The 12,822-nt window shown below is 63.6% G+C and carries 13 protein-coding genes; 9 read left to right on the forward strand and 4 right to left on the reverse strand.

Translation table 11 applies throughout. The features are described 5' to 3' along the window. Positions 1–218: 218 nt before the first annotated feature. Together LFT47_RS00930 and LFT47_RS00935 are read left to right on the forward strand one after the other, a co-directional pair. Positions 219–1,040: a class C sortase gene (locus tag LFT47_RS00930; protein WP_236814232.1), complete on the forward strand. Its 822-nt coding sequence runs from the start codon at positions 219–221 to the stop codon at positions 1,038–1,040. 64 nt (positions 1,041–1,104) lie between these two features. Next, positions 1,105–1,314, forward strand: coding sequence for a YegP family protein (locus tag LFT47_RS00935; RefSeq protein ID WP_236814234.1), 210 nt, complete (start codon positions 1,105–1,107; stop codon positions 1,312–1,314). Positions 1,315–1,693: 379 nt separating this feature from the next. On the opposite strand, the gene LFT47_RS00940 is transcribed toward LFT47_RS00935, so the two are convergent. Further along, positions 1,694–2,029, reverse strand: coding sequence for a hypothetical protein (locus LFT47_RS00940; protein WP_236814236.1), 336 nt, complete (start codon positions 2,027–2,029; stop codon positions 1,694–1,696). 155 nt (positions 2,030–2,184) lie between these two features. Between LFT47_RS00940 and LFT47_RS00945 the strand changes: the two genes are divergently transcribed. Continuing rightward, a complete protein-coding gene (locus LFT47_RS00945) occupies positions 2,185–2,961 on the forward strand; it encodes an SDR family NAD(P)-dependent oxidoreductase (RefSeq protein WP_236814238.1) in 777 nt (258 codons plus the stop codon). Here LFT47_RS00945 and LFT47_RS00950 read toward each other — a convergent pair. The 3 genes from LFT47_RS00950 to LFT47_RS00960 all read right to left on the reverse strand — a co-directional run bounded on the left by LFT47_RS00950 (position 2,927) and on the right by LFT47_RS00960 (position 5,274). Further along, positions 2,927–4,009 (reverse strand): FUSC family protein, encoded by a 1,083-nt coding sequence (locus LFT47_RS00950; RefSeq protein WP_236814240.1) that lies wholly within the window; start codon positions 4,007–4,009, stop codon positions 2,927–2,929. The two genes, LFT47_RS00945 and LFT47_RS00950, sit on opposite strands and share 35 nt — an antisense overlap. A 138-nt stretch (positions 4,010–4,147) precedes the next feature. Next, positions 4,148–4,417, reverse strand: coding sequence for a hypothetical protein (locus LFT47_RS00955; protein WP_236814242.1), 270 nt, complete (start codon positions 4,415–4,417; stop codon positions 4,148–4,150). Continuing rightward, positions 4,414–5,274 carry a sugar phosphate isomerase/epimerase family protein gene (locus LFT47_RS00960; protein WP_236814243.1) on the reverse strand — a complete coding sequence of 287 codons (861 nt, stop codon included), beginning with the start codon at positions 5,272–5,274 and terminating at the stop codon, positions 4,414–4,416. Before LFT47_RS00960 ends, LFT47_RS00955 begins: the two co-directional genes overlap by 4 nt. A 240-nt stretch (positions 5,275–5,514) precedes the next feature. Between LFT47_RS00960 and LFT47_RS00965 the strand changes: the two genes are divergently transcribed. The 6 genes from LFT47_RS00965 to LFT47_RS00990 all read left to right on the forward strand — a co-directional run bounded on the left by LFT47_RS00965 (position 5,515) and on the right by LFT47_RS00990 (position 12,802). Then, a complete protein-coding gene (locus tag LFT47_RS00965; RefSeq protein ID WP_236814244.1) occupies positions 5,515–6,510 on the forward strand; it encodes a substrate-binding domain-containing protein in 996 nt (331 codons plus the stop codon). Positions 6,511–6,581: 71 nt separating this feature from the next. Beyond that, positions 6,582–7,631: an ABC transporter permease gene (locus LFT47_RS00970; RefSeq protein WP_236814245.1), complete on the forward strand. Its 1,050-nt coding sequence runs from the start codon at positions 6,582–6,584 to the stop codon at positions 7,629–7,631. 16 nt (positions 7,632–7,647) lie between these two features. Next, positions 7,648–8,574 carry an ATP-binding cassette domain-containing protein gene (locus LFT47_RS00975; RefSeq protein WP_236814247.1) on the forward strand — a complete coding sequence of 309 codons (927 nt, stop codon included), beginning with the start codon at positions 7,648–7,650 and terminating at the stop codon, positions 8,572–8,574. A 31-nt stretch (positions 8,575–8,605) separates the two neighbouring features. Next, complete coding sequence (locus LFT47_RS00980; RefSeq protein ID WP_236814249.1) at positions 8,606–10,036, forward strand: aldehyde dehydrogenase family protein; 1,431 nt, start codon at positions 8,606–8,608, stop codon at positions 10,034–10,036. Positions 10,037–10,058: 22 nt separating this feature from the next. Continuing rightward, positions 10,059–12,008, forward strand: coding sequence for a 3D-(3,5/4)-trihydroxycyclohexane-1,2-dione acylhydrolase (decyclizing) (iolD, locus tag LFT47_RS00985; protein ID WP_236814251.1), 1,950 nt, complete (start codon positions 10,059–10,061; stop codon positions 12,006–12,008). Continuing rightward, a complete protein-coding gene (locus tag LFT47_RS00990; protein ID WP_236814253.1) occupies positions 12,005–12,802 on the forward strand; it encodes an HpcH/HpaI aldolase family protein in 798 nt (265 codons plus the stop codon). Before iolD ends, LFT47_RS00990 begins: the two co-directional genes overlap by 4 nt. Positions 12,803–12,822: the final 20 nt, after the last annotated feature.

The following is a 12,822-nucleotide window of genomic DNA, read 5'->3' on the forward strand; positions in this document are numbered from 1 at the left end:
CCCTTGATGCAGGGTATGGGTCATCCACCAGTATGGTGGATGCCCCATACCGCTCCCGTCCATCAAAGCAAGAGGCCCCAATGACCCAAACCCTCAAAGAATTCATGGAGGGTTCCGAACCTGGCCCGGAAGGCCCTCCTCGGCGCCATAGGACGCGGAGACCGGCGGCGGGAAGCAAGCGCATCCGATCAGGTCTTGCTGACCGCAGGCTTTTCACGATGATGGTCATCGCCGCAATCGGCCTGGGCCTGGTCCTTTACCCCCAGGCAGCTGACTGGTTCAGCTCGATATCCCACAGCAGCCAACTTTCCGGCTATGCGCAGGAAGTCGAACAGCTTGAACCCTCGGCCCGGACGAAAGTGTTGGACCGGGCACGCGAATACAACTCCCGGATCCCCGGCGGACAACTGCGGGACCCCTACTCCGCCCAGGCCCCGATGCCGGCATTGGAAGGGCAGCTGCGGGATTATCAGAGCCAGTTGAACGTAGCCAACGACGACGTGGTCGGAAGATTCCGCTACCCGTCCCTGAACATTGATCTGCCGATCTTCCACGGAACCAGCGATGACGTTCTAGCCAAAGGCGTGGGCCACCTCTACGGCTCCTCCCTTCCCGTAGGCGGCCCGGGCACGCACAGCGTCCTGACATCGCACTCGGGGATTCCGAATGCGGAACTCTTCAATCCCCTCCACAGCGCGAAAACGGGTGACATCTTCTCCACCGAAGTCATGGACCACACGTTCCTCTACAAGGTAAACAGGATCGAAGTGGTCAAACCGGATGACATTTCCTCACTGAAAATCACCGCGGGGGAGGACTCCATCACTTTGGTAACGTGTACCCCCATCGGAGTGAACTCGCACCGGCTCCTAGTTCACGCATCCCGGATCGCAGACATCCCCAAAGACGCACCGGAACAGAAAACGCTGGCAGGGCGCCAAGCCAACATTGGATTCCCGTACTGGATCGTCTACTTCGTGGGAGGCTTGCTGGCCTTCTACCTGGCTTTTCTTGCCTGGAACCGTCGACGAGTCCGATGAATCCAAAGGCCTGGGGCGTGCAAAGGCCCGGGGCGCATCTACCCCCAGACAAGGAAGCACCACAATGGCCTCACAATTCAATCTCTACGTTGACGCGGATGCCTGTCTGCGGTTCCAACTTATTACCGGAAATGGGGACGTGCTCCTCACCTCCAAGGCATTCAATGACGAGGATGCGGCAATCGCTGCGATCTGGTCAGTGCGCGAGGCCGCGGCCAACGGGCGCATCGTTGATCTCACCGGTTCGGTGCCGGATGACCACCCCGCCAGCTAAGTCATGGCCCCTGCATTGGGCCACTTGAGCAAGCCAAATATCGGCCTCGACGGACTTCCGCAGATATCTCGCGAGGTTCGCGACACGATTCACTCCCCGGCGACACATAGTTAGTGCCTGGCGTACGAGGATGCGAGGCTCCTCGCGGACCTGTTGGGGGCCGCTACGGAGGCTCCGTTCTCGACGGACCGGAATGCCAGGCCGTGCCCTATGCGGTCGTGCGCCCCCATGCGACTCACGGCCTGGGGCACGTGTAGGGATCTAAGGATCCCTACACGGCGTGCGGCTGGATCTGAGACCCCAGCCGCACGCCACTTCCGTCTCTGCCGTAAGCAAGCCGAATTCCCGCCGCTTCTGTCCTGCCATTTCAGGCAGGTGCCTACTTCTGCGCTTTCTTTTTCTGCCATTGCCATGCGTGCCAGAACAGCAGTGTCGCCAGGATCAGAGCGGCGGCCTGGAGAAGCGGTGTGGTCATGGTTGTCAGGACGTAAGCCATCGGCATCGTATTTCCCGGACTGGGGGTGTACGGGGTCATTGCCTCATTGATGATCACCATGATGGCTATGACGAGCGCCAGCTCCAGCACCCATAGCCCGATGATGAACGGGTTCACCGAGGCCCTCGTAGTCGCTTCAGGGTTCTCCAAGTGATGCTCCAGCGCATTTCCGTGCTCGTCGATTTCGCGGAATTCAATCCTGGCATGAGCCTCGTCCATTGTCCGTTCCCCCCGGGTTTGGCGGCCGTTGTCCCGCCCCTCGGGCTTGTGCGGCTCACTTTTGAGGCACTCTACCGCGAGGGTGGGCAATGCACGAGTACCGCCGTCGAGACGGCACCCGCCACACGGACGGTCAACGGGGCTAGTCTGGGCGCATGACAACTCGTGCCAACGAACTCACCGCCTTGGTCACCGGGGCTACTGCCGGACTCGGTGCTCAATTCGCCCGCCAACTGGCCCAATCAGGTCATCACCTCGTCCTCGTGGCCCGCGACGAAGGGCGGTTGCGGACAAGCGCTGAGGTCCTTGAGCGGGACTTCAGTATCTCGGTGGAGGTCCTCCCCGCGGACTTGACCTCCGACGTCGGGGTTGAGGCCGTCGCGGCCAGGCTGCGTGACGCCTCGCGGCCTGTGGATGTGCTGGTCAACAATGCCGGAATCGGTTTGCTGGGCTCTTTCGAAAAGAACGATCTGGAAGACGAAAAACGGCATCTGCGGCTTCATGTCCAGACACCCATGGAGCTGTGCCACGCGGCCTTGGAGGTGATGTTGGCACGCAAGTCGGGCCGGATCATCAACGTCGCGAGCGTTGCGGCGTTCGCGAACCGGGGAAGCTATTCGGCAGCCAAGGCTTGGCAAGTCAGCTTCAGCCGTTGGGCGAACACTGCCTATGCCGGCAGCGGAGTGAAAGTCACCGCGGTATGCCCGGGCTTCACCCACACGGAATTCCACGATCGCATGGGCATGGACAAGTCAGTGGCCCCGCGTTTCCTGTGGCTGAAGGCCGAGCGGGTTGTCCGGGAAGGACTGGAAGACAACGCCAAGGGCAAAGGGGTATCCATCCCGACGAAACGCTACAAAGCGATCACCGCTGTCATGCGTTTCCTGCCGGCGAAGCTTACGTCGGGTCCGCCCCGGAGGCCTCTGAAATAGATCTGCGCCGCGAAGCAAGCCGGGGCACCTGGACCAGCACCGCCACCGCAATCCCGATCACGGCTCCCACGAACGTCTCCACCCCGCGTTCCAGGACGAGCACGCCAGGGTCCGCGGGCGCAGCCAGTTGGGTCATCAGCAGGATGACCGGGGTGAAGAACACCATCGCCCAGCCGTAGTGCCTGCTCATGAACAGCTCAGTAGGGAACTGGAAGCCGATCACCAGCAGGGCAAGGATGACGGTGGTTTGCCCTGGGAAATAGTGCAGCGGGGACAGCGGACCTGGAAAGAGCACGACGGCGACAATCGCCAAGCCGAGGAACGTCCCCACGATGCGGTGGATGCCGCGATGTAGCCGGCTGGGCATATCGGCTCCGGCGAGCGGAACGGCGGCGGCGGCCATGGCCCAGTGCGGATGCCCGCTGCCCGTGAGCACCCCGCAAGCACCTGCCGCGCCGACGGCGAGCACATACCGGGCCGCGTGAAGCCCGGCTGCCTGGCGTAGCTGAGTGCTGAATGCCGGAATATCCCGGATGGCGCCACGTTTCCACACCCGGTACCGAAGCCACCCGGCAAAACCGACCATTATCGAGAACGCTGCCGATGCCGCGCAGATCAGGACCGCGGCAATGAAGGGGATGGTCGCGGGAACGGAAGCGCATGCCCCCAGGGCCAGGATTCCGAAGAACGGGCCGTTGGGCTTGAGCCGTACCTTGTCCGAGAACAGCGAGCCCACGCCTGCCAAGAGCGCCTCGACTACTACCAATCCCCATGAATGGATGTGCGAGACGGACAAGAACGTGCCCACCGAGACGCCGGCCAAGAGCACGGCAGCGGCTTGCGCTTGGTGCTTGAGCCGCAGTTGGTGTGACTCGGCACGGCCGTACATGCCGGTCAGGGCGCCGAACACGGCGTAAATGATGAGGTCCGCCCGGCCAACCGCGAGAAGCACAAGCGCCGGCACGGCGACGCTCAGTGCGACGCGGACGGCAGCCAGGTGATCGTTGCTTGCCGGTGGAACGGTATTGAGCGCACGGAAATGGGCCATGATTGATCGCAACGGGACACCACCAATCAATTCAGCCGATCATTGAGAAGTTATCAACACCCCAAGATCCGCGCCATTAGTTGGGTCACAACGTTTCTTTGCGGGTCGCGCTGGCAGTTGTTATTGGTCGTAGCGAGGCTAGCGGCATCCCCCGGAATCCCATTTGTAATCGATCCAAGCGGTGAACCCTTCGCAGCGCTCGAACATCGTGCGGGGCTCGGCGCCGTGTCCCTCGATCCATAGGATGGCTCCGTCCGGGGTGACGCCGTCGACGCGACCGGTGCGGACTGTCCTGTCATCCACCCTGATCTGGATCACTTCGCCGAGTAGCGCCACCCAGTCATGCTGGAGGTGCATCCTTTTGGCGACCGCTTTTGTCGCGGCCGAAGTGCCCGAAAGGCTCGTCACGCCGGGAAGCATCGCAGCGCCGTCGAACGGGCGGATTCCAGCGCTTCGCGAACGGGACGTGAGCGGTGCTGTTCGGAGAGGATTTCCACACCCCATGGCCCTTTGAAACCGATGGCTTGGAGCGTTTTGATAAACCCGGGGACGTCTTGGTCTCCTTCTCCACAAAGACGGCGATTGTCCCGGGTGTCCTCGAAGAGCGTCCCCTTGATCTCCGCGTCCGCATCATTGAGTTCGACGCCGAATATCTGCTCGGCGGTGAGGCTTCGGGACAGTTCCTCCAAGCTCGTTCCGGCCCGGAAGACATGCCAGTAGTCAACCACCAGGCCACATTCGGGCATGTCGACCGATCGCATCAGCTCGGCCGCAGCCGGCATCGACCCGACCATCGAGAACGGCATGGGCTCGAGGGCGATGCGCGTCCCTCTTTTGGAGGCCTCGGTTGCCAGCCGTCGCAGTGGCTCCACCAGGAAATCAAGGTCATCCAAGGGCTCGCCGAACGCTGTTCCAATCTTGATGAAGCGCGCCCCCAGTGTTTCGGCGGCGTCAAGGAGCAGCTCGAACTGCGGCATCCATTCATGGGACAGGGAGTCGTCCCACCAGTTGGTGAGCAACTCGACTTCGACGTGGCGGAAGCCTGCTTGGTCAATGAGATTCTTGAGCCCGGAGAAACCGATGGTGTCCCTTGCAGCGACGAGGTCGTCGTACGCCAATCCAAAGCCTGCCCATCCGGTTGAGGCGATTGCTTCCAAACGCTCGACGATGGGGACGGGACTGATCTCTGGGCTATTCAACGGCGCGATATTCCCTGCGCTGGTCCAGCAGGTCGCGATTAGTTCGGGGGTGCTTGAGTACGTCATCGTTCTCCTCGCGCCGGTGCGCGGCTAGTTGCGGCAGGTGAGGGCGTGGATACCCAGTCACCATCTAATTGGAACGCTCCATTGACAATTGGTCAAGCCTTGATTTAGCGTTGGAGCGTTCCACAAAGCGATGTGGATCACATCCGTTCACAGCTAGATGGTTCCGTCCTCCCACCATGCCTTAGAAGGCACAGCAATGGGGTCGACGGTCGAAGTACGCGACATCAAAGGAGATCTCACGTGGCAAAGTTCAATTGGCGGCGGGGCGCAGTGGCGCTGGCCGTAGTACCGCTTCTGGCCTTGGCAGCATGCTCAAGCGGGGGCGGGAAGCCGGCCGACACCGCCAATGCCGCCGGTGGTGGGCAGGCGGCAAGCACTCCGCGGATCAAGGTGGCGCTGATTACCCACGCCGAGGCTGGCGACACGTTCTGGGACATCGTGCGCAAGGGTGCGGAGGCCGCGGCAGCGAAAGACAACGTCGAGGTTCTTTACACGAGTGATGCCGACGCGGGGCGCCAGTCCCAGCTGGTGCAGCAGGCCATCGACCAGAAGGTTGACGGCATCGCGGTTACGATCGCCAACCCGGGCGCCATGAAGGACGTCCTGAAGAAGGCCACCGACGCGGGCATCCCGGTGGTGAGCTTCAACGCTGGTGGGGACGTCTCCGCGCAGATGGGGGCGTTCACCCACTTCGGATCCAACGAGACCCTGGCTGGCGAGGCGGTCGGCGCCAAGCTGGCAGGGGGCGGCTACAAGCACCCGATCTGCGTGATCCAGTCACAGGGACAGGTGCAACTCGAACAGCGGTGCGCGGGTGTGAAGACGAAGGTGCCGGGCACTGAGATCCTGTATGTCAACGGGGCCGATATGACGGCGGTGCAGTCCACCGCGACGGCGAAGCTCCAGGCCAGCAAGGATGCTGACGTGATCATCGGGCTCGGCGCCCCTATCACCTTGACCGTTATCAAAGCCGTGGCAGATGCCAACAGCCCGATCAAGGTGGCCAGCTTCGACCTGAACCCTGCGCTGGCGCAGGCGATCAACGATGGCAAGGTCCTGTTCACTGTGGACCAGCAGCCGTGGCTCCAGGGCTACATGTCCATTGACGCGATCTGGCAGAACAAGCTTGGTGGTTTCAAGATCGGTGGCGGCCAGCCTGTCCTCACGGGCCCGACGATCGTCGACAAGTCCAATATTTCCGATGTGCTGAAGTTCGTTCAGCAGGGCATCCGCTAATCCGATGATGGTTCAGCTCGCGCGGCAAGACTTCCTTGCCGCGCGAGCTGACAGAGAAGGAAGTGTGTTCCATGGCTTTAGTTACTGCCCCGGCACCCAAAACTGCCGCGGATGAGCGGGTCGCGAAGCGGAGCCCGTTGAGCAAGTTGATGGCCCGTCCTGAGGTCGGTGCCCTGGTGGGGGCGGTTGTCCTCTTCATTTTCTTTGCTTCGGTGTCCGGGACGTTCACCCAGCCGAATGCTTTGGCGACGATCCTTTATGGTTCCTCGACGATCGGGATCATGGCGGTGGGGGTGTCGTTGTTGATGATCGGTGGCGAGTTCGACCTCTCCACCGGTGTGGCCGTGATTTCCTCGGCCCTGACCGCGTCGTTGTTCAGCTGGTATTTCTCCATGAACGCCTGGGTCGGGGTGGTCATTGCCCTGCTGGTTTCCCTGACGATCGGTTTCATCAATGGGTGGATCCTGGTCAAGACGAAGCTGCCGTCCTTCATCGTGACGCTGGCGACGTTCCTGATGCTCACGGGCCTGAACCTGGCCCTGACCCGGCTGATCGGGGGCTCGGTGTCTTCCCCGTCGATTTCGAAGCTGGACGGTTTCGATTCGGCCCATGCGGTGTTCGCTTCCTCGATCAGCATCGGCGGGGTCGAGGTGAAGATCACGGTGTTCTTCTGGATCATCCTGGTCGCGGTCGCGTCCTGGGTGCTGCTGCGCACGAAGGTCGGCAACTGGATCTTCGCCGTGGGCGGGGACGCGAACGCGGCCCGCGCCGTGGGTGTGCCGGTCACGAAGACCAAGATCGGGTTGTTCATGGCGGTCGGGTTCTGCGGCTGGATCCTGGGCATGCACAACCTCTTCGCGTTCGACGCGGTGCAGTCCGGCGAGGGTGTGGGCAACGAGTTCCTGTACATCATCGCCGCGGTCATCGGCGGCTGCCTGCTCACCGGCGGCTACGGTTCGGCCGTGGGCGGGGCGATCGGCGCGTTCATCTTCGGGATGGCGAACAAGGGCATCGTGTACGCGCAGTGGAACCCGGACTGGTTCAAGTTCTTCCTGGGCCTGATGCTGCTGCTGGCCACCATCGTGAACCTCATCGTCAAACGCCGCGCAGAGCTCAAGTAGAAAGGCCGCCGAAGAAATGAATGCCAAACAGATCGACCAGCAGACCCTGCTCAAGGACGAGAAGGACCCGCTGACCCACACCCCCGTGCACCTGCTCTCCCTGGACGGCGTGGGCAAGCACTACGGGAACATCATCGCCCTGCGGGACGTGACCATGGCCGTGGACAACGGCCGCGTCACCTGCGTGCTGGGGGACAACGGCGCCGGCAAGTCCACGCTGATCAAGATCATCGCCGGCCTGCACCAGCACGACGCCGGGACCCTGAAGATCATGGGCCAGGAGCGGAAGTTCAACTCGCCCCGCGACGCCCTGGACGCCGGCATCGCCACCGTGTACCAGGACCTGGCCGTGGTCCCGTTGATGCCGATCTGGCGCAACTTCTTCCTCGGCTCGGAACTGACCACCGGGTTCGGGCCGTTCAAGTCCATGGACGTCCAGAAAATGAAGGACATCACCCTGAAGGAACTGGCCGAGATGGGCATCGACCTGCGCGATGTCGAACAACCCATCGGCCAGCTCTCCGGCGGTGAACGCCAATGCGTCGCGATCGCCCGGGCCGTGTATTTCGGGGCGAAGGTGCTGATCCTGGACGAACCCACCGCCGCCCTGGGCGTCAAGCAGTCCGGTGTGGTGCTCCGCTACATCCTGCAGGCCCGCGACCGGGGACTGGGCGTCATCTTCATCACCCACAACCCGCACCACGCCTTCCCGGTCGGGGACCGGTTCCTGCTGCTCAAGCGCGGCAAGTCGATCGGCTACTACGACAAGAAGGACATCACCCTGGACGAACTGACCGCCCAGATGGCCGGCGGCGCGGAACTGGCCGAACTCGCCCACGAACTCGAACAACTCGGCGGACACACCCAAGCCCTCAAAGAAGTCCAAGCCGAAGTCGCCGAAGTCGCTGACGCGGCATACGAAAGCAACGCCAAGCGCCACTGAGCGCAAAAGTTCACAACCTGATGGAGCAACCATGGAAATGCTAATAGCTGGAAACTGGCGCGGTGCCGCCGACGGCAGGACCGAGGAAGTCCGCTCGCCCTTCGACGGCCGGACGATCGACACAGTCCCCGTGGCGACGGTCCAGGACGCCCAGGCGGCACTTGACCGGGCCGAGATCGGCGCCCACCTGCAAAGGACCACGCCGGCCCATGTCCGCGTCGACATCCTCCTGCGGGCAGCCGCCCTGGCGGATGAACGCGCCGAGGACATCGCCCAGACCATTAGCGCCGAAACCGGGAAGCCCATCACGGAGGCGCGGGGCGAGGCCAGCCGCTCCGGCAACATCATCCGCCTTGCTGCCTATGAGGGAAGCCAGCTGTATGGTTCCACGCTTCCTTTGGACGCAAACGCCGGGACAGGCTTGGATAAGATCGGCTTCACGTTGCGGCAGCCCGTGGGCATCGTCGTCGCGATCACACCCTTCAACTACCCGGCCCTGCTGGTGTTGCACAAAATTGCACCCGCGCTGGCAGCCGGTAACGCCGTCGTACTTAAACCCGCCCGCGCAACGCCGCTGACGGCGCTGAAGCTGGCACAGTGCTTCGTCGACGCCGGCCTGCCGCCTGAAGCCCTGTCCGTGATCACCGGACCCGGCAGCTCCCTCGGCGACGTCCTGGTGACGGACCCGCGGGTCCGCAAGGTGTCCTTCACCGGATCCACCAGCACCGGGACGCGCATCAGTTCGATCGCGGGAGTGAAGAAACTGTCCCTCGAGTTGGGGGCCTCATGCCCGGTGATCATCCTGCCGGACGCGGACCTCGAACTCGCCGCGACCGCGGTGGCTGCCGGCGGCTACGTCAACGCCGGGCAGGTATGCATTTCCGTTCAGCGGGTCATCGTTGACCGTCGGGTGGAGAAGGACTTCCTGGATGCGTTGGTCCCGAAGGTCGAAGCGATCGCCGTGGGCAACCCCAAGGAAGAAGACACCCGGCTCGGCTCGCTGATCTCCGAAGAGGAAGCAGCACGCGTCCACACGTCCATCCTTGAGGCCCGCCATTCGGGCGCCCGGGTACTCACCGGCGGTGAGCGCGACGGCGCCGTGGTGACTCCCGCCGTCGTCGCCGGGGTCGATCCCCGGTCGCCGCTGAGCCGGAACGAACTGTTCGGCCCCGCCGTCGCCGTTTCGTCCGCGCAGGACATGGAAAGCGCCATCGCGATGGCGAACGACAACGAATACGGCCTGGGCGCCGGCATTTTCACGAACGACGTCGCCGGAGCGGTCCAGGCCATGCGGCAGATCGACGCCGGCAACATCCACATCAACTGGTCGCCGCTGTGGCGGGCCGACCTCATGCCCTACGGCGGCTTGAAAGGCAGCGGCATCGGCAAGGAAGGCGTCCGCTCTGCTGTCCAGGAAATGACCGAAGAGAAGACGGTCGTCCTGCACGGGCGCCCCTGGTAACCACGACAACGGGAATAAGGCAATGACCACACCATCGCAGACCATCAGGCTCACCACGGCCCAAGCGGTCATCAAGTACCTGTCCGCTCAGTATTCGCTGGCCGACGGCGTCCGCCGCCGCCTGGTCCCCGCAGCCCTCGGTATCTTCGGCCACGGCAACGTGGCTGGCCTGGGACAGGCATTGGACGAACTGGCCGACGACATGCCGTTCATCCAAGGCCGGCATGAGCAGTACCTGGCCCATATCTCCACCGCGTATGCGAAGGCGAGCCGTCGCCAGGCAGTCCTCGCCGTCACGGCCTCCATCGGCCCGGGCGCCCTCAACCTCGTCACCGCCGCCGGCCTGGCAACGGTCAACCGGATCCCCCTGCTGCTCCTGCCCGGTGACACCTATGCCACCCGGCACCAGGGCCCGGTGCTGCAGCAGCTGGAACACCCCACCGAGGCTGATGCCACGGTCAACGACGCGTTCCGCCCTGTATCGCGCTTCTTCGACAGGATCAACCGTCCAGAGCAGCTCCTGACCGCGCTTCCGCAGGCCATGCGCGTGCTCACAAGCCCCACGGACACCGGCGCCGTGGTCCTTTCGCTGCCCCAGGACGTGCAGTCCCACGCCTACGACTTCCCGGCCGAATTCTTCGAGCCGCGCGACTGGAAGATCCGACGGCCGCTGCCGGACCTGGAAGAGGTCGACGACGTCGCCCGGCTCATCCGCTCAGCCGAGCGTCCGGTGATCATCGCCGGCGGTGGCATCCACTACTCCGACGCCCACGCCGCACTCGAGGCGCTGGCGGGGCAGACGGGAATTCCCGTCGTCGAGACCTTCGGCGGCAAGGGCGCCGTGACCAAGGACGAATGGTGGCAAGTGGGCGGCGTCGGGCTGGAGGGCAACTTCGCGTCCAACACCCTCGTCAAGCAAGCCGACCTGGTCCTGAGCGTCGGCACGCGCCTCACCGACTTCGCCACCGGCTCCCAGTCGATCTTCGAAAACCCGGACGTCCGATTCGCGTCCTTGAACATCGTGGATGCCGATACCCGCAAGCAAGGTGCCACCGGCATCCTGGCGGACGCACGCCTCGGCCTGGAAGCACTTGCCCAGGCCTTGGAGGGCCACAGCACCAGCGAAAAGTGGCAGGAAACGGTCCATTCCGAGAAGGCAAAGTGGGCCCCCATCCGGTCCCAGTGGCTCGACGCCGACACTCCCTACCGCCCGGAAGACCACCCCGACGCGCCGGTCACCGGTGCTGTCCTGACCCAGCCGCAGCTGATCGGCCTGATGCAGGAGCACGCCCGCTCCGGAGACACCATCATCGCCGCGGCCGGAGGACCTCCCGGTGACCTGCAAAAAGTCTGGGACGCCACGGGCAACCGCAACTGCCACCTGGAATTCGGATTCTCCTGCATGGGCTACGAAATCGCGGCAGGCATGGGCGTCCGGCTGGCCGAGGGCAACAACGACAACCGCGTGGTCACCTTCATCGGTGACGGTACCTTCCTCATGGCACCCACCGAAATCCTCACCGCGGCCCAGGAAGGCCTCAACGTCACGATTGTCGTCTCCGAGAACCACGGCTACCAGGTCATCCACCGCCTCCAGATGAACCGCATGGGACGCGAGTTCGGCAACGAGTTCCGCTACCGCACCACCGGTGGAAGCGTCGCCGTCGACGACGCCCCCAAGGCGCGGCTGGATGGTGATTACCTCAAGGTGGACCTCCGGCAGATCGCCGAAGGCCTCGGCGCCCTCGCCATCCGGGCAAGCACTGCGGCAGAGGTCCGGGAGGCGCTGGCTTCCACCCGCGACACCCAAGGACCAGTTGTCATCGTGGTGCCAACCGTTCCCCACGTTGACTTGCCCGGCGGCGATGTCTGGTGGGACGTGGCTCCCGCAGAAGTGTCCGGACAGGAATGGGTCCGTTCGTTGCGCTCGGACTACGAGCAGGCAAAGAGCCGCCAGCGGTGGTTCGGATGAGCGCCTCGGGCGGCAGCAATTACGACGGCGGACCGCTCGACGGCGGCCGGCTGCGGCGCCGCTTGGCGGCCGGGGAAGTCACAGTGGGGACCTTCGTTGGCATGGCTTCGGCCACCGCGGTAGAAGTGTGCGCCGCTGCCGGCGCGGACTGGGTGCTGATCGATCTTGAGCACGGCTCCGGCGGTGAAGATGCCGTGCGCGATGGTGTCCTTGCGGCCGGAAGCTACGGCGTCTCCACCCTTGTTCGCGTGGAAAGCGCCGAGCGCATCCGCATCGGTCGCGTGCTGGATCAAGGCGCGGCAGGCATCATGGTGCCCCGCCTGAACTCCGTTGAAGAAGCCGGCCAAACCGTGAAGCACATGCTTTATCCGCCCTACGGCGACCGTGGAGTGGCAACGTACAACCGCTCCTGCCGCTGGGGCATGGACCGGGCTCCGCTGAGCGCGGACCAGCAATCAGCCGTGGGAATCATCCAGATCGAGACCCTCGACGCGCTGGAACACGTCGAGGAGATCGCGGCGCAGGACGGCGTGGATGTCCTCTTCGTCGGACCGATGGACATGTCCTTCGCTTTGGGTGTGCCGATGCAACTGGATAGCGGCGCCTTTCAAGAGGCGCTGCATCGGGTGGTCGCTGCCGCGCAACTGCATAACAAAGCGGCCGGGATCCTCGCGGTGGACGGCATGGCGGCAGCCAAGTACGTCCGCCAAGGCTTCCGGTTCGTGGCCATCGGCTCGGACTCCACCATCATGGCGGCGGCGTTCCGCGACGCTTTTGACACCGCCCGCAACTGACAAGAATTTTCAACGAGAAA

This window comes from Arthrobacter sp. FW306-2-2C-D06B (assembly GCF_021789175.1).
Lineage (GTDB): Bacteria > Actinomycetota > Actinomycetes > Actinomycetales > Micrococcaceae > Arthrobacter.

Coding starts and splice junctions, on each gene's coding strand:
- LFT47_RS00930 (WP_236814232.1), top strand. CDS start 219: ATGATGGTCATCGCCGCAATCGGCCTGGGCCTGGTCCTTTACCCCCAG.
- LFT47_RS00935 (WP_236814234.1), top strand. CDS start 1,105: ATGGCCTCACAATTCAATCTCTACGTTGACGCGGATGCCTGTCTGCGG.
- LFT47_RS00940 (WP_236814236.1), bottom strand. CDS start 2,029: ATGGACGAGGCTCATGCCAGGATTGAATTCCGCGAAATCGACGAGCAC.
- LFT47_RS00945 (WP_236814238.1), top strand. CDS start 2,185: ATGACAACTCGTGCCAACGAACTCACCGCCTTGGTCACCGGGGCTACT.
- LFT47_RS00950 (WP_236814240.1), bottom strand. CDS start 4,009: ATGGCCCATTTCCGTGCGCTCAATACCGTTCCACCGGCAAGCAACGAT.
- LFT47_RS00960 (WP_236814243.1), bottom strand. CDS start 5,274: ATGACGTACTCAAGCACCCCCGAACTAATCGCGACCTGCTGGACCAGC.
- LFT47_RS00970 (WP_236814245.1), top strand. CDS start 6,582: ATGGCTTTAGTTACTGCCCCGGCACCCAAAACTGCCGCGGATGAGCGG.
- LFT47_RS00975 (WP_236814247.1), top strand. CDS start 7,648: ATGAATGCCAAACAGATCGACCAGCAGACCCTGCTCAAGGACGAGAAG.
- LFT47_RS00980 (WP_236814249.1), top strand. CDS start 8,606: ATGGAAATGCTAATAGCTGGAAACTGGCGCGGTGCCGCCGACGGCAGG.
- iolD (WP_236814251.1), top strand. CDS start 10,059: ATGACCACACCATCGCAGACCATCAGGCTCACCACGGCCCAAGCGGTC.
- LFT47_RS00990 (WP_236814253.1), top strand. CDS start 12,005: ATGAGCGCCTCGGGCGGCAGCAATTACGACGGCGGACCGCTCGACGGC.